The following is a 20899-nucleotide window of genomic DNA, read 5'->3' on the forward strand; positions in this document are numbered from 1 at the left end:
AACTCCTCACTACACAAAAAACTTTACGTTACGTTTCCATCAAACACCACCGGTCGGGCGTTCGGAAAACCTAACCTGACCCTCGTTCCTGCTCCAATGGTCCTCCGGCATAAAACCCTGCATCTCACATTAACACGACCTGGCAAAGGAAGAATTAGAAAAATTTTATAGAATAAAATACCGGCTCACCTCTATCGGATTATGGATAGTTAGGCGACCGGTTCCCCGAACACGAACACCGAAGACGAATAAAGAGCGGAATAATTCTACTTCTTTAATAGTTAAAAGGAGGCAACGATTACAACGGTTTCAGCAAACAAATCTACCTGCTGTAACCGTTGCAACTATAAAACGATCAATACCCCGGATTCTGTTCTGCCCCACCTAAACCGACTTCCGACTCAGGGAATGGCAAGAGCTTTTGCCAGGCTTCGATTCCGAGTTCTTTTTCACACAGATCGTTCCGTTTTAAAAAAGCGAAATAAGCGAATTCCCCCTTCAACAATTCTTTCCAGGTAGCTTTCAACTGTTGGTCGAAATCTGTCGCTTCAGACAAACGGTAGTTTTTCCGGACCTGATTCAGATAATCCATAGCTTTCGCCCGGTCACCGATACGATTCGTACATTCGGCCAGCAATAACAAAGCCTCGGTATAGCTACCGACAGGTAAATATCGGTGATCTGCAATCTCACTGGTATATACCGAAGGATAATCCAGCAGATCCAACCCGAATACCAGTTCTTTAGAACCGCTATTCAAGGCCTCTTTGCGGCTGGCATTAAAGGCATACCCTTCATTCTTCAAAAATATCTCCAAGCCCCTTTTCGCTTCATTGTATCTTCCCAATTGCATATACACTTTTCCCAGCATCAGTTCACCGATACCGATGTAATCCTGATATTCAGCACTTCTCCAGTCCAGTATCAGCCGATGGATCTCCTCCAGATCCGCAGCCAACTTCTCGTAAGCTTTTTGCTCTGTCAACCGGGGTGCCGCCGCCGTCGAAAAATGTTCCGGATAAGGAATGTTTCCCCACAATACGATCAGCGGATAATACATGATCGAACGCAACAACTTAAACTGAGGCGAACAGAGGTTACCCATTTTTTCCTTCTCCAGGATATCATACCCATTATTGGCACTGGCAATAGCTTTATAAGCCACCTCCCAGGCCCGCTTCAAGTCTATATCGGCCATGACACTTTTTTCATGCCGGTAATATTTTTGCCACTTGTTTTGTGGTTCCGGGAAACATTGCGTATAATAAGCCTCTATCGTATACATATAATCACAGGCTTCACGGATACTCCCCAATATGCCGCTCACCGCTTCTTCGACTCCTTCAGGTACTTCGAACTTATTCATATCTCCGTCCTGAGTAATCAGCAGGGTGGCGCTTACTTCACCATCCAGGCTGTACAAAGTAATGCGTTCATCCCGGATCCAATATCCTTTTGCCGGCTGTACCGTCAGTTTAAGCTGCCCCTGCACCTTATCGAGCGTCACTGTATAATCCATTTCCTCTGACTTGAACAGGAATAATTTATCTACCTCCACCCCGGATTTCGGCACTTCTTCTTCCATACCGGGATAAGTAAAATCATAAGATAAATTAGCCAGGATATCTACAGCATATTCTCCCCCATCCTGACTTACCCGTAAAGTATCGGTCTTGAATTTCAATTTTTTATCGCCTACGATCCCTCCGAATTCATTTCCGGCTTCTCCATCGCCGTCCCAGTCGATAAAATAACTCAAATCGGGCACAGTAATTTCCAGGCCGGTTTCCTTATACTTTGCAACTAATCCTTCAGCAACCTTTGTCCAATCGATACTCACTGCATTTTTACGGATTTCTTCCTTCGTATCGTCCGGAAGCGTACCGGTTTCCTTCAACTTTTCACACAACCCTTCCAAATATTCCGCAAACCGGGTCTCGGTTTTATCCTTCAACAGAGAAGCCGACACCACCAACAAACTACCCGCTCCTTTGATTCCATCTGTCAGTGAATAGGTATTCACCTCATCCATCTCGAATCTCTGCAACCCGAAGGCCTTCAACACTTCTCCATGTGCCTGCTGACTGACGGCTTTAAAGCGCTTTTCTCCACCGTTCAACTCCAATAATCGTCGGGTTTCCAGATGAGTGAATACATTCACATTCACCGATTTCTGATTCGAAAGATCTGCAATCGAACGCAAACTCAACGATCCGGAGGTCTGTTCGCCGGTCAGCTCATTATAAAAAGCTCCTGTCGCCACAATTTCTACATAAGGAGACCGGATATCCAAAATACCGAAATCGAAATTTCCCTGATCGTCCTGTACGGTCTTCGTATAACTGATTCCGGTCCGTTCAAGCCGTTCGCTCAATTCATAAACCGTAACCTCCGATCCTCTGACAAAAGGTCCTTTCTCTACCTTTCCTTTCAGTTCATACCGGTCTGTATACTGCACATCGTCCTTCTTACATCCTGCCAATACCAATAACAGTATACAAGTCCACAATATCATTTGCTTTTTCATTTCCAATCTCTTTATATCGTTCTACTTTCTTATCTGCCCGATTCAAATGAATCCGATTCTTTTCCGTTCGTTCATTACTCCTGCCACAAAAGCTTCGGTAAACATAGCCACATCCTGTTTTTGAACAGAAATCACCTCTTTTACTGTACTCGTCCGGTTACTCTTTGCCATCCGTTGCAGACAATTGCGGACAATCAGATCGGCTACGATCCGCATCAGGCGCGAACTGGCATGACTGCGTTCCTCGGTCGCAACCAGCGAACCGATAAAAACAGTCATATACTGACGGGCTGTCGCTGTCATTTTCATTCGTTCTTTCTCCAGACGACGTTTCAGAATAATCATCAACTCTTCTTTCGTATAATCTTCGAAGACCAGTACATTGACCAAATCCGACATGTGTTCGGCGTCTCCGTTGATGCCCGATACCCTGTTCCGGGGTTCTGCATAGATGATAATATAACTTCCGGGATGTTCGGCCATCTGATTCATCAGGAGAGCACGTACTCTTTCACGGAAGCCGACAGCTTCGTTCAATTTGGGTGAATCTTCATCGAAAAGCAAGATACCTCCGCTGGATTTCACCAATGCTTCCCCGATACTACGCTGAGCCTCGTCTTCCATCAGTCCGATCATTCTTTCCACCTTAAAATCGAATACCTGTCCCTTATCGACGATCCCCATGGCTTTGTAAAGACGGGCGATGATCCGGGCTACCGTTCCCTTTCCCATGGCCGAATTACCGGTCAAACACCATTGCAGGGACATCCGGCTGCTCAATTTTACCCCCTCGTGGCTATAATGACGCGCCAGCTCTACAAAATCACGGATCTGTTTTTTTATTCCCGTTTGTCCGACCATTTTATCCAGCTCTTCCAATGCCCGGCCGATCTCCTCTTCATCGAATACATCCCTTTCCAATTTTGGAAGTTCAAAACTATCGACCGGTATATCGTCTTTGCGGATGGTAGTCATCTCCTGACGGGTCAGCTCCCGTTCCTGACGGATTTTCATCGTCCGTTCGGACATATGACGAATAGCCGCTGCCACGACTTTTTCAACGAAAAGCGCATTACCGAAATTCTTATCTCTGTTTTCATAAGCTTTCCGGATCAGCTCACCGAATACTTCCCGTGCCTTGGGATGAAATACATAAGCTTTTTCTTTCAGTTTATTTTCAGCGATCTGCATCAGTTCTTCGGGCGTATAATCGTTGAACGAAAATACATAAGGAAAATAATTCTTTAAAGCGGGATTCATCTCCAGCATCTTATCGACTCTTTCGGGATATCCGCCTAAAACCACGATCGTATCCCCGCATTCCTCGGTCGATAAATTCGACAATAAAGCTTCGAACAGGGCCAATCCCCATTCACTCCGGGGCAATACATCGGCATGGTCGATATACAGAATACCTCCGGCCGCACCGTTCATCAACACTTCGGCTCCCTGTTGGGGAGTCAGCCCTCCATCGCCGGTGAGCTGACGTCCGTCCTGTACCGTCACATTCGGACGCAACAGAATACCCACCGAATGATAGATTTCTCCCATCATCTTAGCGACAGTCATCTTCCCTGTACCGGGATTACCGCTAAAGATCATATTCAGGGGAGGAAGGGTATCGTCGAAACCATGTTTTTGCCTTTCCCGGATAAAATATACGTAACTCAGATGTTGTACAATACTTTGTTTCAATGCCCTCAAACCGATCATCGCCTTGAGTTTTTCCAATGCTTTGCCAGGGTCTCCCTCGGGTAAAGTTACGATATCTTCCTCCGTAATCAGCATCAGGTCCTCTTTCTTATACTCTCCGCAGCGGTTCGCCATCAGACGGGCCGACATCCGGGCCGAAGCCTGTTCGAGCTGTTCGTCGATGTAACGTCCGTTGGTAAAATCCACCTCATTGGCCCGGCAAGCTATTTTCAACTGTTTATAAAATTTCTCTTCTGCTCCCGGCGTAAAACGGAATTGCAGTTTTTCCAGTTTGATCCGGGCGATTTCCATCAATTCCTCAGGACTATAATTTTCGAAACAAAGCCGGCGCGGAAAAAGCTTCTGCAAATCGGGAAAAGCTTCCAGCAAAACAGTCATCTCTTCATCGATATCGGAAAGAATAACCAAAACTTCCGGTTTTTCCCTGGTCAGTATACCGTACAATATTCCTAAAGCGATCACCCCCCGATCGTTCGGATCTTCGGGATGAAATAAATCTCCGGCCTGATCGACAAACAGAATCCCCCCCATACTGTTTTTCAGGGCCTGCCGAACCAATTGCTCTTCTGCAGCAGTGCCTTCACGCACCAAATCACGACGGCTGTAATGATTCACCCGGCCGTGACTCAAAAGCCCTAATTTCTGATACAATTCTCCCACCATCTCCGCCACGGTATTTTTACCGGTACCGGGATATCCGGTAAAGATCAGATGCAATTGAGGAAAAGTATCGCTGAAGCCATTCTCCCGCCGGAGACGGATAAATTCGACGTACTCTATGATCCGGGTTATCTCTTCTTTCACTTTACGCAACCCCACCAAACGATACAAACGGTCGAGGATTTCATCTTTATCTTTAGCGGTGTATACCGGATTCAGATTTTGCTTCACGGCCACTTCTCCACCATCGGCCAGTATCTCCTGCTCGAAATCATAAGGAATATCTTTATGACCTATTCCATAGCCCATCTTCAGGACCGTCTGTCCGAAACAGGAAACCATCACGGTATATTCTCCCGGAGTGACGAAATCTTCCTGACTCCCCAGATCGACAGCAAAACAAAGAATACTATTCCCGGCCTGATCCTTGATATATTGGGCGGATTTTACGATCTGCATGGCTTTGATACTCCCCCTACGGTCTACCACCCGGATAACGAATTCATATACCCACTCTCCCCCCAGCAGGTTTTGGGCCATCAGGAAGAAACGGATATTTTTCAATCGGGTGGCATCGAACATCCGGAAAGAATGAGGACGTTTCTGAGCCTCGGACTCGGTTTCTTCACAAAAACGGTCCAGACCGGCATGCAGGATGCGAAAATATTTTTCGGGTTTCCCCTCCCCCGGGACGATATACAGATCTTCCGATTGTCCGGCCACTCCGTCGATATCCGCCAAGATACGATATATCCCCTGTTTCCAGGCCTGTTCCGGTAAATCTGCGCGGTCTATCCACTCTTCATACACCGGCAAAGCATCCTGACGCTCTACTTTTATTCCGCTCTCTTTCACAGACAAGCACTGTCCTTTGCCGTTCTCCAGGCGAAACAAACGGACAGTCATCTTCCCCTCCCAGGGTTCGCCTTCAAACTGTTTATTCAATACTTCCGTATCCACATACAAACATTCTATTTCCTGTACGCCGAATACAGAACGATAGTCTTTCTCCCCCCGGTAATCATTTTCAGGACTACAGCTCACCCGCACACTTCTGACTACTCCATTCACTTTTTCCGATAGCGTATCGATCGATTGCTGGGCTTTATCTTGATCCATATGTTCTACTATTTACCTATTTTGAAAGTAATTTTGATCTTTTCAAATATAGGTAAATATTTAAGAAATCCAGCAAAAATACGGTTTATTTTGTGCGGTTGAATTCTTCCAGCAACGAACGGAAAGTTTCTTTCACAGACATAATTTTCGTAGCCTTGAATGCATTGGCTCCGGCAAAGGCATAACCATTTTCCATATTTCCCCGGAAAGCGTTGTACAAGGCCGTAATGATACAATACGGACTCTTACTGATATCACAGGTTTTAATACAATTGAAAGGGCACACTTTCGGTTGTTTTTTCCCCTCTTTGATCTTTTGGATAAAATTACTGAAGATCGCCCTTCCCGGCATCCCTACCGGACTTCTTATGATTTGAATATCTTCTTCGTGTGCATTCAGGTAAGTTTGTTTGAAAACATCCGAAGCATCACATTCTTCGGTAGTCACAAAACGGGTACCCATTTGTACGCCGTCGGCTCCCAACTCCATGATTTTTCGGATGTCGTCGCCGGAATAAATCCCACCGGCAGCGATCACCGGAATCTTACGGCCGTATTTTTCTTCTATCTCATGAGCTTCCTGAATCACTTCGGGTAAAATGGTTTCCAGTTGATAATGTTCGTCATCGATCTGCTCATTTTTGAATCCCAGATGTCCTCCGGCTTTCGGACCTTCTACCACCAAAGCATCCGGCAAATAATTGTAAATACTTTTCCATTTCTCACAGATCAGCTTGGCAGCCCGCCCCGAAGAAACGATCGGTACTAATTTAGTGGTACTGTCTTTTTGCAGAAAGGAGGGTAAATTCAGCGGCATTCCCGCGCCGGCAAAAATAATATCGGCTTTCTCGGCAATCGCCGTCCTGACCAGATCGGCAAAGTTCGAAAGAGCCACCATAATATTTACTCCAATGACTCCCTGGGTTTTCTGACGGGCTTTGCTCAGCTCTTCTTTCAGTCCCAATATACTCGCTTCCAGATAATTTTTGGACAAATTCTTATAAATTACCCCAAGTCCTGCAGCAGAAATCACTCCGACCCCACCTTCATTTGCAACAGCAGAGGCCAGACCTGAAAGGGAGATTCCAACTCCCATGCCTCCCTGTATAATCGGCACCTGAATAGAAAGATTACCGATTTTCAACGTTTTTAATAACATAAAAAGTGTATTATATAATTCTCAAAAGACCAAAACAAAAGGTCAACGACATCCAAACAGTCAGTTGACTTTTCCGATGCCGTTGACCTTGTTTTACCCTTATCTTGAAGTCAAAGATAATGATTCGATCTCAGGTATTTTTCTACTTTCCGGTATGTTGTAAAAATAAATATTACAGACGGTAATATACCTTGTCTTTGATGGTCTGTATTTGCCGGTTCAATACTTCTGCCGACTGTCCGCTCCCGTTCCCCATCACCCAGAGCGGAAAATCTTTCCCCCCTTTCACATAAGGAGGTTGTAAATAATTCCGGTCTAAAATCCGGTAACCGTTCCGCTCATAATAATGGATTCTCCGGGTAGCCATCTCCGTTTCTGCAGGCTCTACTTCGAGTAATCTCACCCCTTGCAGCTGTTCTTTCACCCAATCCAGAATCTGTTGTCCGATCTTTTTATTCCGCATTTCAGCAAAAACAGCCAAATGTTCGAGGTAATAAAAACTTCCGAAATCCCAATAAACAAACAACCCGGCAAGCTGACCGTCACATTCCACTGCATTGAAATACATGGCAGGTTCGGTATGCAGCAACTCTCCGAGCTGACCGATCTCCCGCCTTTCTTCTACCGGAAAGGCTTCGGTATAAAGGGCCGTTAATTTCCGGAAAGCTTCATCTTCCGCCTGCGTAATTCTTTTTAAAGTAACCATAAGAGCAATATTTAATGACTGAAATTGATTGGCTTTATCCATCGAACCGCTTTCCGCAATTTCAAAGGAATCAAACGCCGAGGCCTGAATCCGTCTTTACTATTGGCCAGAATGACAACCGATACCGCCGACAAAATAATCACAATCCCTGCCAATTGCCAAAAGCCCAGGCTTTCGTGCAGAAACCAGACACCCATACATACGGCAGTCAACGGTTCCATACATCCCAATACAGCCGTAGTCGTCGAGCCGACATGCTGTACCGATAAGATTAACGTAAAATCGGAAACCAATGTCGGAATCAAAGCCAATAATAACAAATATACTCCTGTTTCCCAATCCGGAATCGGATCTAAAGGTACTCCCATCACCGATAAATTCAAACCGAACACCATAGCCCCTGCCAAAAGCACATAAAAAGTGAGCTTCAAACCATCCATCCGGTGTACACAGGATTTGTTTACACCCACAATATAAAGGGCATAAGTAACGACCGTTGTCAAAACCAGCAACAACCCTTTCAGACTCACCGTTCCGGCAGTCCCGTTATTACTCAGCAGATATACCCCTAAGATAGCCATCAAAGTAGCTCCGATGACCGGAACAGAAACCTTGTCTTTAAAAAAGAGGATCATAACGGTCGTCACAACCACCGGATAAAGAAAATGAATCGTCGTTGCAATACCACTCGGAATATACAAATAAGAAGTAGTCAGCAACAAAGCGGTCATAGCATAAAAAATACCCAATCCGGCCAGAGTGAACAATTCCCGTCCCGATATCCGCAGATCGTACCGCCGGATAACCAACCAAAGCCCCAATACCAAAGCCGAAATACCGAACCGATAAAACATTACCGAATCCACACCGATCCCATTACGAATCGCCGGAAGTGCAAAAAGCGGAATCAAACCGAATGTTGCAGAGGAAATTACCCCATATATTAACCCTTTCAACCGATACATCATACTTTCATTATTTGGATAACTCACCGATTTTCATGCAAATGTATACAAAATTACAGCACAAAATCCGATTTTAACAAAAACTAAGAATAATTTTTCTTCCCGAATATTTGGATTATAAAAAATAAACACTACCTTTGCACTCGCAATACAGAAAGTATTGACCAAGATTGCGGGGTGGAGCAGTGGTAGCTCGTTGGGCTCATAACCCAAAGGTCGTTCGTTCGAGTCGGGCCCCCGCTACTAAGAAGAGATTAGCAAATGCTAATCTCTTTTTTTTCGGATTCCGGGACGGACCTTTCGTCCGGAAATGGGACGAAAGGTCCGTCCCGGAGTTCTTCTTTTAAGGCTCGACAATTTCAACCGTAATTATTTCTCCCCGGCTTTGAGCCCGTCCCATCCGTTCGTCAACCGGATTTCATATACCGTAAAATGAATTACTTGTCCCCTCGTCTCATTCTCCCCCACCCAAATGCATCCTGCCGTATTTCCCCGATGAATCAACCCGGGACATCCAGCAAACGGGGAAGCTTCGGAGTTCCAAAATATATAGTGAAAAATTTGTATGAAAGAAATAAAGAGCTATCTTTGCTCCCGCAATACAGAAAGTATTGACCGGGATTGCGGGGTGGAGCAGTGGTAGCTCGTTGGGCTCATAACCCAAAGGTCGTTCGTTCGAGTCGGGCCCCCGCTACTAAAAAGAGATTAGCAAATGCTAATCTCTTTTTTTCGGATTCAGGGACGGAATTTCAAATGAAAAGATTGATATTGGCTTGCTCGGCTCTTTCGAGATAGGTAGCCACACCTCCGATTTTCACTCCGTCCAATAATTCTTCGGCTTTTATTCCCATAACCTCCATCGACATCCGGCAGGCGATAAACTCTACCCCATTCGCTTTCGCTTGCTCCATCAGAGTCTCCAGAGAATCTATCTTTTTATTTTTCATCATTCCCCGCATCATCCGTGAACCGATCCCTCCCAAGTTCAGTTTGGACAAAGCCAGCTTACGACTCCCCGAAGGCAACATCATACCGAACAGCTTTCCAGCCATATCTTTCTTTACCGGTACAGTAGCTTTCCGCTTGATCACATTCAATCCCCAAAAGGTAAAAAACAACGTCACTTTACGTCCGGCAGAAGCTGCCCCATCGGCTATCACGAACGAAGCCAACGCCCTATCCAAGTCATCACTAAAAACGACAATGGTCTTTCCGTCAGCGGAAACACCATCCTTCCCGCCTCCCTGTCCTCCTTCTCCTTTTTCCAGGGTAGCCGTAATGATTCCTTTTTCCTGTACCACCTGCACCAACCGATTGCCGGTCATTTTAGCCCATGACCCGACATCCCTGACAAAACCGGGATCGGTAGCTGTAATCTCGAGCCTCTCCCCGATCTTCAAACCCTCCATTCCACTTTTCAGTTTCATCACAGGTCCCGGACACTGCAATCCGCAAGCATCCACGGTCAGGTGTCGGCCTCCTCCACCCGACCGACTCTGTTCTTTCTGTAAAGTCTCCGGTAAAATCTCATTGCTCTGCCGGACGGTAACCGCTTTATACGTCTTTAAACCACCGCTCAGATTGTAAACTTCATACCCTCTTTGCATCAGGATTCGGGCAGCTATATATCCTCTTAATCCTACGGCACAGAACACGACCACAGGACGCCCTTTCGGAAGCTCTCCCAGACGTTCACGTAATTCATTCAAAGGAATATTGACGGCCCCTTCGATCGTATTCAGCTCACATTCCTCTTCCGAACATACATTCACTAAAGTCAGGGTATTCTTATCCCACGCTTCCAACTCTTTCCAACCGATCATTTTCACTTTGCCCCGCATCCTGTTATCGGCTACAAATCCCAACATATTCACCGGGTCTTTCGCCGAGGAAAAAGGTGGTGCATAAGCCTGATCCAATTCCATCAAGTCCTGAACCGAACCACCGGTACGAATGACTGCAGCCAACATTTCCAGGCGTTTATCCGCTCCGTCCATCCCAACCACCTGAGCTCCCAGTAATTTTCCATCTTCCGGGGAAAAATTAATCTTCAAAGTCATCGGAATACTTCCCGGATAATAACCGGCATGCGAACCGGCATGAACGATAGCTTCCTGCCAGGTTATTCCCAACCGTTCAAGTACCCGCGCCGACAATCCGGTTGCCCCGACCGTCAGATCGAACACTTTAGCGATCGCTGTCCCGATAGCTCCCTTGTAAGGCCGTATATTTCCATCCACGATATTTTCGGCACATATCCGTCCTTGTTTATTTGCCGGACCAGCCAAAAAAGAAAGCGACGGACGCCCACTTACAGGATGGGGAAATTCGATCGCATCTCCTACGGCATAGATATCCGGATGGGAAGTCTGCAAATATTCATTCACCCAAATACCACCGGTTTCCCCGATCTTCAATCCGGCCTCTTTAGCCAAACGGTTATCGGGACGCACGCCGATAGACAATATGACCAAATCGGCCTGTAAGGCTTTACCACTTTTCAATTCTACTTGCAATCCGTTCTCTGTTTTGCAGAAAGCAGCCACCGCTTCCTGAAGCAATAACCCCACTTTTCGATCTTTAAACTGCTGATGAACTACTGCGGCAATCTCGAAATCGACAGGTGTCATCACCTGATCCGCCATCTCGACAACAGTCACTTGTATACCCAGCTCATGAAGATTTTCCGCCATCTCCAGTCCGATAAAACCAGCTCCGACGACAACGGCTTTCTTCACTTCCTGACGGCCGGCCCACGCTTTGATCCGATCTGTATCAGCCACATTCCGGAGGGTAAAAATACCTTCGGTCCGAATCCCTTCCCAAGGTGGAAGTACCGGCTCGGCGCCCGGTGACAATACCAATTTATCGAACGACTCCCGATATGTCTTTCCTGTAGCCCAATCTTTTATAACGACCTGTTTATTTTCAGGCTCGATCGCTTTTACTTCCGATTTTATCCGAACTTCGATATTAAAACGGGCTTTGAAACTTACGGGAGTCTGTACAAATAAACGCTCTCTTTCTTCGATCACCCCACCGATATAATAAGGTAATCCACAGTTCGCATATGAAATGTATTCTCCTTTTTCAAACAGTATTATTTCAGCCTGTTCATCCAATCTTCTCAAACGAGCCGCCGTAGACGCACCACCGGCAACTCCGCCGATAATCATATACTTCATGTCCGGTAATTTAAGAGGCTAAATAGGGTTTGATTATTTCTTCCAATCGAGGGACTCTGACTACCCCACTCTGGCGCCACAACATCCGTCCTTTTTTGAAAAGCATCAAAGTCGGTACAGACTGGATCTGATAAGCGTAAACACTTTGACGATTGGCAGGAACGTCTACATCTATCTTCAAAATCCGGACTTTATCCCCCAAACGCTCTTTCAATTCATCCAATATCGGATGCATCATTTTACACGGACCACACCAGGCCGCAAAATAGTCCACCAACACCGGTGTCTCACTATTTATAAACTCTTCAAATTTTTCCATAAGAACCTCCTTTTTATAATTAAATATTCAAACATATATTTATACAATAAATTAAAAAAATAGCTTCCGGTTTCTCAACCTCCAGCCTTCATCATACAACGCATCACGTTAGTCACCCGATCGTCGGCCAGACGATAATAGGCGTTACGTCCTTCACGCCGGATTTGAAGAATACCTTTTGCGTACATATCCGTCAAATGATGGGAAATCAAGGCCTGGCTACAAGCCATCTGTTCACAGATTTCCGAAACATTCAATTCCTCGTTTCTGGACAACAGACAAATGATAGCCAACCGATTCGGATGTGCTACCGCTTTCAAGGCATAAGCGATGTGTTCAAGCTCTTCTTTCGTAAAACATTGTGTTCCCATAAGACCATCTAAAGTTATCCTATTCTCTATTATTTCACAGCACAAATATATAAATATATATTTATATATAAATAGAACAATCAAATATTAATATTTTTTTAACATTCAATCCGTAATCTCAAAAAAAAAGAACTGCCCCATAAAATCCTTTCAAGACAGTTCAAAAATTCTACCTTGTCTTACCCATCTCCTTCATAAACATCATGTTTCCCACATGAATACAAGTCTGCTAAAATAACACAGGTAACCATTCCTTTTGTAACTATCGACCTACCTTATACATTAACATTTATACAAAAGTAAATCAAATAAAAAAAGCGCTTTTTGATAAAGCGCTTTTCTTTTATATAAAAGAAACACCTTATTTCTTCAATACTTCTTTTACCTGATCGGTGGTAACCATTTGTTCTTTGAACATATAGGCACCAGTTTTCGGAGATTTAACCATTTTGATTACTTTTGCATAACCACGACCATCTCCGGTTTTCAATGTTGCAACGGTTTTCTTTGCCATAGTTCAATTATTTTATTTCACGGTGTAACGTTACTCTTTTCAAATACGGATTGTACTTTTTCAGTTCCAATCTTTCAGGAGTATTCTTTCTATTCTTGGTAGTGATGTACCGGGACATTCCTGGCACGCCGGATTCTTTTTGTTCAGTACATTCAAGAATCACCTGCACTCTGTTTCCTTTGCTTTTCTTTGCCATCGTCAGTGATTTTAAATAGTTTTAATTAATCCAGCAGCAGTAGCATCTTTTAAACATGCATTTAAACCTCTTTTATTAATCAAACGAAGACCATCGGCTGAAACATTCAGGCGAATCCATCTGTCTTCTTCTGGCCAATAAAAATTTCTCTTGAACAGGTTGATCGAGAATGTTCTCTTTACTCTTCTTTTAGAGTGAGATACATGGTTTCCACCCATTGCTCTTTTTCCGGTTATTTGACAAACTCTTGACATCTCTCAGTATTTTTTATAAACGCTTTCCAAACAGGATGCAAAGGAAATACATTTTTTTCAGATAAGCAAATGTCTTACAAAAAAAGTTCGAATAATTTCCCCGTCATGGATTTATACCTGCCTCAAACTGGGAACAATAACTGTCCGCAGTCCCCGTTTTTACTATATTTATCCGTTTATTTGCACTTTAGCCTATTAAATAGCTATCTTTGTGTGTAAAGATCAAAAACAATTTTACCTCACTTTTATGAAAAAAATTATGTATGTCATTTGTTTTGCAGGAATAGTGGTGCAATCCTGCAATCAACACCAACCGGTTACGGACAATCCGTTTTTAATCCCATTCGATACTCCTTTCGAAGTGCCTCCTTTCGACAAAATTCAGAATCGTCATTACCTTCCGGCTTTCCGGGAAGGGATAAAAGAACAGGAAGCAGAAATTCAGGCCATCCTGAAAAATCCGGAAGCTCCCACTTTTGCCAATACCGTCGAGGCCATGGAAAAATCGGGGCAGTTGTTAAACAAGGTATCTTATGTGTTTTTCAATCTCCGGGAAGCCAATACGAACGATTCGATCAATGCCATTGCAGAGGAGATTATGCCCGAAATCACGGCTCATACGGACGGTATAAATCTGAACGCCGAGCTATTTGCCCGGATCAAAACGGTATACGATAACCAGGACAAAGAAAATCTGACTACGGAACAAAAAATGGTATTGAAAAAATATTACAACAACTTTGTTCGTGGTGGTGCCAATCTTTCGGCAGAAGACAAGGAAAAATTCAAAAAAATCAATAGTGAACTGGCTTTACTGAGTTTGAAATTCGGAGCCAACCAATTGCATGAAACGAATACCTACCGGTTGGTGATCGATAATGAAAAAGACCTGAGCGGGCTCCCGCAAGGTGTCATCGCTGCTGCTGCCGAGACAGCGAAAGAAAACGGTTTGGAAGGGAAATGGGTATTCACTTTGCAGAATCCCAGTATTATGCCTTTCCTGCAATATGCAGACAACCGTAATCTGCGCGAACAGATCTACAAAGCCTATATCGACCGGGGCAGTCAGGACAATGCATACAACAATTGGGCCAACATCAGCAAAATGGTTTCTTTACGGGTACAAAAAGCCCGGCTGTTAGGCTTCCCCGACTATGCCAGCTATGTCCTCGACGATAATATGGCTAAAAATTCGGAGAACGTATATCGATTATGTAATCGAATTTGGGAAGCGGCATTACCGATCTCCAGGCAAGAAGCCCGGGAACTACAGAAAATGATCGATAAAACCGGAGGACGGTTCAAACTAGCTCCCTGGGACTGGCGCTATTATGCTGAAAAATTGAAAAAAGAGAAATACGGGTTGAACGAAACCGAAATCAGCCAATATTTTCCGCTGGAAGAAGTCCGTAAAGGTGCTTTTTATGTAGCCAACAAGTTATATGGCCTGACTTTCGAACAACTCGACAACCTTCCTCTTCCCCACCCCGAAGCCCTGGCATTCGAAGTCAAAGATGCCGACGGTAAACACATCGGAATATATTATGCCGATTATTTTCCACGGGCCGGTAAAAGCAGCGGCGCCTGGATGGACGCTTTCCGCCCGCAATCTAAATTATTGAATTCCAGTCCGGTCATTACCAATGTCTGCAATTTCACCAAACCGGCCGGAGATATGCCCGCCTTGCTTACTTTCGATGAAGCCTGTACCCTATTCCATGAGTTCGGGCATGCTTTACACGGACTACTATCCGAATGTACTTACCCCAGTGTGGCAGGCACCTCGGTTGCCCGCGATTTTGTCGAATTGCCTTCCCAGGTGATGGAAAACTGGGCCGGAGATCCCGAAGTTTTAAAAATCTATACCCACCATTGGCAAACCGGTGAACCGATGCCCCAGGAGTTAATCGATAAAATTCAAAACAGCAGTCATTTCAATCAGGGTTTCGTTGTGACGGAATTTATGTCGGCCGCCCTATTGGATATGGCGTACCACACTATTCAAAACAGCGATCCGATCGATGCGGAAAAATTCGAAAAAGAAGTACTGGATAAGATCGGTTTAATACCTGAAATCACCGTCCGCTACCGCAGTCCTTATTTCGGACATATTTTCAACGGAGGTTATTCGGCAGGCTACTATGCCTACACCTGGGCAGAAGTGTTGGATGCAGATGCTTTTGCTGCATTCAAGGAAACCGGAGATATTTTCAATCCGGAGAAAGCCAAAGCTTTCCGGGAAAATATACTCTCCCGGGGAGGTTCGGACGATCCGATGAAACTTTATAAACAATTCCGGGGCAAAGAACCCGGCATCGAACCGCTATTGGAAAGAAAAGGACTGAAAAAATAATGTTCTTTCGTGACCGGCACTTTACTGATCGGCGGAACTTCGTTCGGGATAAACACTGACTCCCGACCCGAGTTCCGCCGATTCATTTCTAAAGGATTCCGATCGAAACCAAGCCGATCTACCTTATTTCATTTCCTCTATCGCTTTCGTAATAGCATTGAACACTTCCTCTACCGGACAATTTCCTTCGACATCGATATGCACTCCCTTCTTCTTATAATGATTAGCCACGTGGACGGTTTTATCATTATATTCCCGGAACCGTTTAGCAATCGCCTCTTCGTTATCGTCAGCCCGTCCTTCGATTTTAGCCCGTTCGAGCATCCGGCGTTTTAATTCTTCGAAAGGGACATGGATACAGATCAATCCTTTCAAAGGAGTACCTTCCTTTTCCAACATCCGGTCGAGAATCTCAGCCTGAGCCACAGTACGGGGAAAACCATCGAACAGGAATCCGTTCACTCCCCGATGCTGAGCCATACTATTTTCGATCAGTCTCACCACAAATTCATCAGACAACAATTCGCCCCTTGCGATAATCTCTTCCGCTATTTTACCTAACTCGGTTCCTTCCGCAATTTCCTTGCGGATCATATCTCCTGTCGAAAGATGGGCCAGATTATATTTCTCTACAATCTTTTTTGCCTGAGTACCTTTTCCTGCTCCCGGAGGACCAAATAATGCAATGTTTAACATGTTCGTCAATTTTTGTCTGTGGACGGGTCCACTTTTGTTTTATATGTATCTGATTAAAAATAAGCAATCATCCTCCTCCGACCATACTCCCCGGAAGAAATACGATCGGAGTTCAAAGATAAAAAAAATATGTAAAGCTTAAAAGTAAAAGGTTAAAAATCATAAAAACTCACATTTTATTGACCCTATTTTGAAACGCCCTCCCCCCAAACTACGTTATTCCGGTAAGTTTTGACATTAAAATACAAGTTCATTGACACCTCTATTATTTTAAATCAAAAGATAATAACAACAAACGAAATGTAATGTCAATATTATAAGTTACTTAATTATAAAAATGTTATGAAAAAAGGATTAATGTTAATTGTTTTGGTTGCTGGTCTATGTGGAATAACAAAGGCCCAGGCGCAAGTCGAGGAAGTCATTATAGAACAACGTCTTCCGGGATACAAAACCTCATTTGAAGCCAACCCATTCTGGCATAACTGGTTTGTTTCTGCAAATTTTGGAGCGAATGCTTTCTTTGCCGAACATTCCTCACAGGCAAAATTTAAAAACACGATTACTTTTATGCCTGAGTTGGCTGTAGGTAAAATGTTCAACCCCTGGTGGGGATTACGGTTACAAGGCGGTGGCGGAGCATTACACGGTTTCACCGATAATGCCGGAAGTATGTTACACATGCATTATATGCACATGAACATCGACTTTATGATGGGATTGATAAATTTCTTCGCGAAATACAACCCCGACCGTAAATTCGATATCGTTCCTTTCTTCGGTGTCGGAGGTATGACCCGGAAACATCAGCAATCTTTCACCATCCATGGCGGTATTCAAGCCAAATACAAGATTTCTGAAAGATTCGATGCCAACATCGAATTCCAGGGCATGATCTTCAACGATAAGATGGTAGAAACCGGTGGTTTCCCGAACGATGGGCTGGGTGGACTTACTGCAGGGGTTACCTATTATTTCAAAGGCAGAGGTTTCCGTACCGCACCGAAACAAGCTGTCATCGACGAAATGGCTGCCGCCAACCTGGTATTAGCTAATCAAGTGACTCAGTTACAGAACCGTCCGCCAGAGATCAAAGTTATCGAGAAAGAAGTGGTTAGACCGGTTGAAACGAAAAATGTAGAAATCGTAGAATCTATCCCCTCTACCATCCCGTTCAAATTCAATAGCGCCGTGGTTCAGGATATTTATGACCCGTTGATCTACAATATCGGAACTTTCATGAAAAACAACCCGGATGTCAAAATCCGCATCGTAGGTTATGCCGATAAATTCGGTCCGATCAATGTAAATCTCCGGATTTCACAAGAAAGAGCCGAGGCTGTCGCCAATATGTTGAAAAAAGATTACGGCATCAATTCTAACCGGATGGTTATCGAATATGTAGGTAAAGAAAAACCTTACTACAAAAACAACAACAAATGGAATCGTTGTGCCATGGTTGAAATCATCAAATAACCCTTCTGTTTCCTTAGGTATAAAGTCCGGACTTTACATCCGGACTTTTCTTTTAAATATTTTCTTCACTTTCCCCCAGCATTTCAGGTTTCACTTCATCCTCGTACCCTTCAAACTGCCAGCGGGCATGTCGGTACTAGCCGAAGTCCGACCGATAAAAGAAATTATTTTGTATTTTTGTCCGGCTAAGTCGAATTATATGCTTAGCTTTTCAGCATATGGCCCAAAAACAATATCAGAAAAAACATAAAAAAGCGGTTTCTTCTCACCGGCACCACCACAAGTTCAAGCTATTGAAATACGGGGTGCTATTTATCCTGTTTCTCGCAATCGGTATCACTCTATTTGTCTACTCGGTATATGCCGGTCTTTGGGGTAAGCTACCGGATTATGCCGAATTGCGGGATATCCGTAATGACGAAGCTTCGGAATTGTATAGCGAAGACAACTTGCTGATCGGTAAATATTATGTCGAAAACCGTACCAATGTCAATTTCAATCATATTTCCCCTTATGCCGTCAAAGCCCTGATCGCGACCGAAGATGTCCGTTTTTACGAACATGAAGGCGTAGACAAAATCAGTATGCTGAGGGTATTTTTCAAAACTGTTCTGCTGGGACACCGTAGTTCAGGCGGCGGAAGTACGCTCAGTCAGCAATTGGCTAAAAATCTGTATCCCCGGGACGAACAGCAGGTGACCTTTATACCGGTTGTGAAACTCAAAGAAATGTTTACAGCCCATCGTTTGGAAAACATTTACAGCAAAGACGATATCCTCACCCTTTACCTGAACACGGTATCTTTCGGGGAAAATACATTCGGTATCGAGAGTGCCGCTCAAAAATATTTTTCAACCTCTGCTTCCGATCTGACTATCCCTCAGGCAGCCACGTTGATCGGTATGCTCAAAGGACCTTCGCGTTACAATCCGCGTCTGCATCCGGAAAGGGCGCTCAACCGTCGCAACACGGTAATCGACCAAATGATGAAATACGATTATCTGGATGAAGAGACCGGTGAAAAAATAAAGCAGGAAGAACTACAGCTGCATTACATTCCGGTCAACCATTTTTCCGGTCTGGCTCCTTATTTACGCGAAAAAATACGCCGGGATGCCGACCGGATCCTCAAAGAATACAACGAAAAATACGGTACGAACTACAACCTATATAAGGACGGTCTTATCCTGAAAACAACTCTGGACGCAGAGATGCAGCAATATGCAGAAAATGCCGTTCAAGAGCACATGAAAAAATTACAGCAATCCTATTACACCCACCTGGGTAAACAAGAACCCTGGGACAAAAATCCCGCGATACTGAAAAATGCTATTCAGAACAGTACGGTCTATCAACGATTGAAACATCAGGGATTGGCTGAAAAAGACATACTGAAAATTCTGAATGAAAAAAAAGCGATGCTGGTATACAGCCCGGAAGAGGGAGAAATGCGGGTAGATTATTCTTCGATCGATTCGATCAAGCATTATCTGAAGATTTTGCATCCGGCGATGATTGCTGTGGAACCACAATCCGGGAAAGTAAAAGCCTGGGTCGGTGATCTGAACTATAAATATTTCCAATACGACCAGGTTGAAGCCCCGCGCCAGGTAGGATCGGTCTTTAAACCGGTCGTATACAGTGCAGCTATACATCAGGGGACCCGTCTGGACGCTTATTACAAAAATGAACAGAAAACCTATCCGGAATATGACGACTGGTCCCCACGCAATTCGGACAACAATTATGAGGGATATTACACCTTGAAAGGAGCCCTTAGTAAATCGATCAATACCATCGCTGTCGAAGTATTGCTTCAGACGGGCATAGACACCGTTATCGATCATGCCCGCCGTTTGGGTATCACCTCCGAGCTTCCTCCCTATCCTTCTTTAGCCTTGGGAGTAGCCGATATCCCCTTGCAGGAAATGGTTCGTCCTTTTATAACTTTTGCCAATAACGGAAACCTCCGTCCGATTTATTACCTGGAAGAAATCAAGGACCGCCAGGGTAATCTGATATTCAAAGCTCAGCCCGAAATTCCCCGGCAAGTACTGCCTGAAAACGAAGCCCATTTAATGAGCAATATGCTTTCGGCAGTCATCGACGAAGGAACAGGGCAAAGATTGCGTTCGGTATACGGTCTGCATAATGAAATGGCCGGGAAAACCGGTACGACCCAAAATCAGGTAGACGGCTGGTTTATCGGATATAATCCCCAGATAGTCGTCGGAATCAGAGTCGGAGCCAACGATGTAAACATCCATTTCAACACCATCCGTTTAGGACAAGGCGCCAATATGGCTATGCCTATTTTCGGCCGGTTTATGAAAGATTGCCTGGAGAGCCCGAATTATCAGGTTTGGAACAGGCTCTCCTTCCCTTTTGCCTTACCACCTCAGCAAAAAGAAACGGAAATACCGACCTTCAAAGAACATTTGAACCTGCTCGAAAAGATCTCGAACCGTAAACTGGAAAAAGTGAAACATCCCGGAACTACCGAAGAAAAAACCAAAGAAAAGAAAGGATTTTTCCGACGGTTATTTAAGAAGAAAGAGGCGAAATAATACAAACTCCGGTTCCGTCCGGCCACACCCGCAGGTCCATAGACTTTATGAACTTATTCAAACCTACCATAAATTTGGAGAAACGGAGAATGAAAGTTTATTCTTCTTTTCTCCATTGT

At 44.4% G+C, this 20899-nt stretch carries 15 protein-coding genes and 2 tRNA genes; 5 read left to right on the forward strand and 12 right to left on the reverse strand.

Features of this window, described 5'->3' with window-relative positions:
- Window positions 1-355: 355 nt before the first annotated feature.
- From AC5RDS_RS12495 to AC5RDS_RS12515, 5 genes are all read right to left on the reverse strand, one after another.
- Window positions 356-2527 carry a tetratricopeptide repeat protein gene (locus tag AC5RDS_RS12495; RefSeq protein ID WP_494222357.1) on the reverse strand — a complete coding sequence of 724 codons (2172 nt, stop codon included), beginning with the start codon at window positions 2525-2527 and terminating at the stop codon, window positions 356-358.
- A gap of 42 nt (window positions 2528-2569) precedes the next feature.
- Complete coding sequence (locus AC5RDS_RS12500; protein ID WP_118108511.1) at window positions 2570-6019, reverse strand: hypothetical protein; 3450 nt, start codon at window positions 6017-6019, stop codon at window positions 2570-2572.
- Between the two features lie 85 nt (window positions 6020-6104).
- Window positions 6105-7178 carry an NAD(P)H-dependent flavin oxidoreductase gene (locus AC5RDS_RS12505; RefSeq protein ID WP_046402492.1) on the reverse strand — a complete coding sequence of 358 codons (1074 nt, stop codon included), beginning with the start codon at window positions 7176-7178 and terminating at the stop codon, window positions 6105-6107.
- A gap of 172 nt (window positions 7179-7350) precedes the next feature.
- Entirely contained in the window at window positions 7351-7884 is a 534-nt protein-coding gene (locus AC5RDS_RS12510; protein WP_013611167.1) for a GNAT family N-acetyltransferase, read from the reverse strand.
- 11 nt (window positions 7885-7895) lie between these two features.
- On the reverse strand, window positions 7896-8852 hold the full coding sequence (locus tag AC5RDS_RS12515) for an EamA family transporter (protein ID WP_306452056.1): 957 nt from the start codon (window positions 8850-8852) through the stop codon (window positions 7896-7898).
- Between the two features lie 168 nt (window positions 8853-9020).
- Here AC5RDS_RS12515 and AC5RDS_RS12520 point away from each other — a divergent pair.
- Window positions 9021-9092: transfer RNA gene (locus AC5RDS_RS12520), tRNA-Met, on the forward strand.
- A gap of 379 nt (window positions 9093-9471) precedes the next feature.
- Window positions 9472-9543 (forward strand) — tRNA-Met (locus tag AC5RDS_RS12525).
- Between the two features lie 55 nt (window positions 9544-9598).
- On the opposite strand, the gene AC5RDS_RS12530 is transcribed toward AC5RDS_RS12525, so the two are convergent.
- From AC5RDS_RS12530 to rpmB, 6 genes are all read right to left on the reverse strand, one after another.
- The gene (locus tag AC5RDS_RS12530; protein WP_118103123.1) at window positions 9599-12034 is read right to left on the reverse strand and encodes an FAD-dependent oxidoreductase; all 2436 of its coding nucleotides are present in this window, start codon (window positions 12032-12034) and stop codon (window positions 9599-9601) included.
- A 10-nt stretch (window positions 12035-12044) separates the two neighbouring features.
- Window positions 12045-12353 (reverse strand): thioredoxin, encoded by a 309-nt coding sequence (gene trxA, locus AC5RDS_RS12535; RefSeq protein WP_013611170.1) that lies wholly within the window; start codon window positions 12351-12353, stop codon window positions 12045-12047.
- A gap of 74 nt (window positions 12354-12427) precedes the next feature.
- Window positions 12428-12724 (reverse strand): ArsR/SmtB family transcription factor, encoded by a 297-nt coding sequence (locus AC5RDS_RS12540; RefSeq protein ID WP_013611171.1) that lies wholly within the window; start codon window positions 12722-12724, stop codon window positions 12428-12430.
- 361 nt (window positions 12725-13085) lie between these two features.
- Complete coding sequence (locus AC5RDS_RS12545; RefSeq protein WP_013611172.1) at window positions 13086-13238, reverse strand: DUF4295 domain-containing protein; 153 nt, start codon at window positions 13236-13238, stop codon at window positions 13086-13088.
- Between the two features lie 7 nt (window positions 13239-13245).
- Entirely contained in the window at window positions 13246-13434 is a 189-nt protein-coding gene (gene rpmG, locus AC5RDS_RS12550; RefSeq protein WP_013611173.1) for a 50S ribosomal protein L33, read from the reverse strand.
- An 11-nt stretch (window positions 13435-13445) separates the two neighbouring features.
- Complete coding sequence (gene rpmB / locus AC5RDS_RS12555) at window positions 13446-13688, reverse strand: 50S ribosomal protein L28 (protein WP_013611174.1); 243 nt, start codon at window positions 13686-13688, stop codon at window positions 13446-13448.
- 247 nt (window positions 13689-13935) lie between these two features.
- On the opposite strand from rpmB, the gene AC5RDS_RS12560 reads away from it, so the two are divergent.
- Window positions 13936-16041, forward strand: coding sequence for a M3 family metallopeptidase (locus AC5RDS_RS12560; RefSeq protein WP_118103125.1), 2106 nt, complete (start codon window positions 13936-13938; stop codon window positions 16039-16041).
- 123 nt (window positions 16042-16164) lie between these two features.
- Here AC5RDS_RS12560 and AC5RDS_RS12565 read toward each other — a convergent pair whose 3' ends face one another.
- Window positions 16165-16737 carry an adenylate kinase gene (locus AC5RDS_RS12565; protein ID WP_013611176.1) on the reverse strand — a complete coding sequence of 191 codons (573 nt, stop codon included), beginning with the start codon at window positions 16735-16737 and terminating at the stop codon, window positions 16165-16167.
- 342 nt (window positions 16738-17079) lie between these two features.
- Here AC5RDS_RS12565 and AC5RDS_RS12570 point away from each other — a divergent pair, with 342 nt between their 5' ends.
- Window positions 17080-18213, forward strand: coding sequence for an OmpA family protein (locus tag AC5RDS_RS12570; protein WP_022161298.1), 1134 nt, complete (start codon window positions 17080-17082; stop codon window positions 18211-18213).
- Between the two features lie 218 nt (window positions 18214-18431).
- Window positions 18432-20780 carry a penicillin-binding protein 1A gene (locus AC5RDS_RS12575; protein ID WP_118108514.1) on the forward strand — a complete coding sequence of 783 codons (2349 nt, stop codon included), beginning with the start codon at window positions 18432-18434 and terminating at the stop codon, window positions 20778-20780.
- The last annotated feature ends 119 nt before the right edge of the window (window positions 20781-20899 follow it).

It is taken from the genome of Odoribacter sp. (assembly GCF_985060555.1).

Bases quoted from the DNA above. Each gene is read 5' to 3' on its own strand.
- trxA (WP_013611170.1), bottom strand. From the start codon at position 12,353: ATGGAAAAATTTGAAGAGTTTATAAATAGTGAGACACCGGTGTTGGTG.
- AC5RDS_RS12495 (WP_494222357.1), bottom strand. From the start codon at position 2,527: ATGAAAAAGCAAATGATATTGTGGACTTGTATACTGTTATTGGTATTG.
- AC5RDS_RS12515 (WP_306452056.1), bottom strand. From the start codon at position 8,852: ATGATGTATCGGTTGAAAGGGTTAATATATGGGGTAATTTCCTCTGCA.
- AC5RDS_RS12570 (WP_022161298.1), top strand. From the start codon at position 17,080: ATGAAAAAAGGATTAATGTTAATTGTTTTGGTTGCTGGTCTATGTGGA.
- AC5RDS_RS12575 (WP_118108514.1), top strand. From the start codon at position 18,432: ATGGCCCAAAAACAATATCAGAAAAAACATAAAAAAGCGGTTTCTTCT.
- rpmB (WP_013611174.1), bottom strand. From the start codon at position 13,688: ATGTCAAGAGTTTGTCAAATAACCGGAAAAAGAGCAATGGGTGGAAAC.
- AC5RDS_RS12545 (WP_013611172.1), bottom strand. From the start codon at position 13,238: ATGGCAAAGAAAACCGTTGCAACATTGAAAACCGGAGATGGTCGTGGT.
- AC5RDS_RS12540 (WP_013611171.1), bottom strand. From the start codon at position 12,724: ATGGGAACACAATGTTTTACGAAAGAAGAGCTTGAACACATCGCTTAT.
- rpmG (WP_013611173.1), bottom strand. From the start codon at position 13,434: ATGGCAAAGAAAAGCAAAGGAAACAGAGTGCAGGTGATTCTTGAATGT.
- AC5RDS_RS12560 (WP_118103125.1), top strand. From the start codon at position 13,936: ATGAAAAAAATTATGTATGTCATTTGTTTTGCAGGAATAGTGGTGCAA.
- AC5RDS_RS12565 (WP_013611176.1), bottom strand. From the start codon at position 16,737: ATGTTAAACATTGCATTATTTGGTCCTCCGGGAGCAGGAAAAGGTACT.
- AC5RDS_RS12510 (WP_013611167.1), bottom strand. From the start codon at position 7,884: ATGGTTACTTTAAAAAGAATTACGCAGGCGGAAGATGAAGCTTTCCGG.
- AC5RDS_RS12530 (WP_118103123.1), bottom strand. From the start codon at position 12,034: ATGAAGTATATGATTATCGGCGGAGTTGCCGGTGGTGCGTCTACGGCG.
- AC5RDS_RS12500 (WP_118108511.1), bottom strand. From the start codon at position 6,019: ATGGATCAAGATAAAGCCCAGCAATCGATCGATACGCTATCGGAAAAA.
- AC5RDS_RS12505 (WP_046402492.1), bottom strand. From the start codon at position 7,178: ATGTTATTAAAAACGTTGAAAATCGGTAATCTTTCTATTCAGGTGCCG.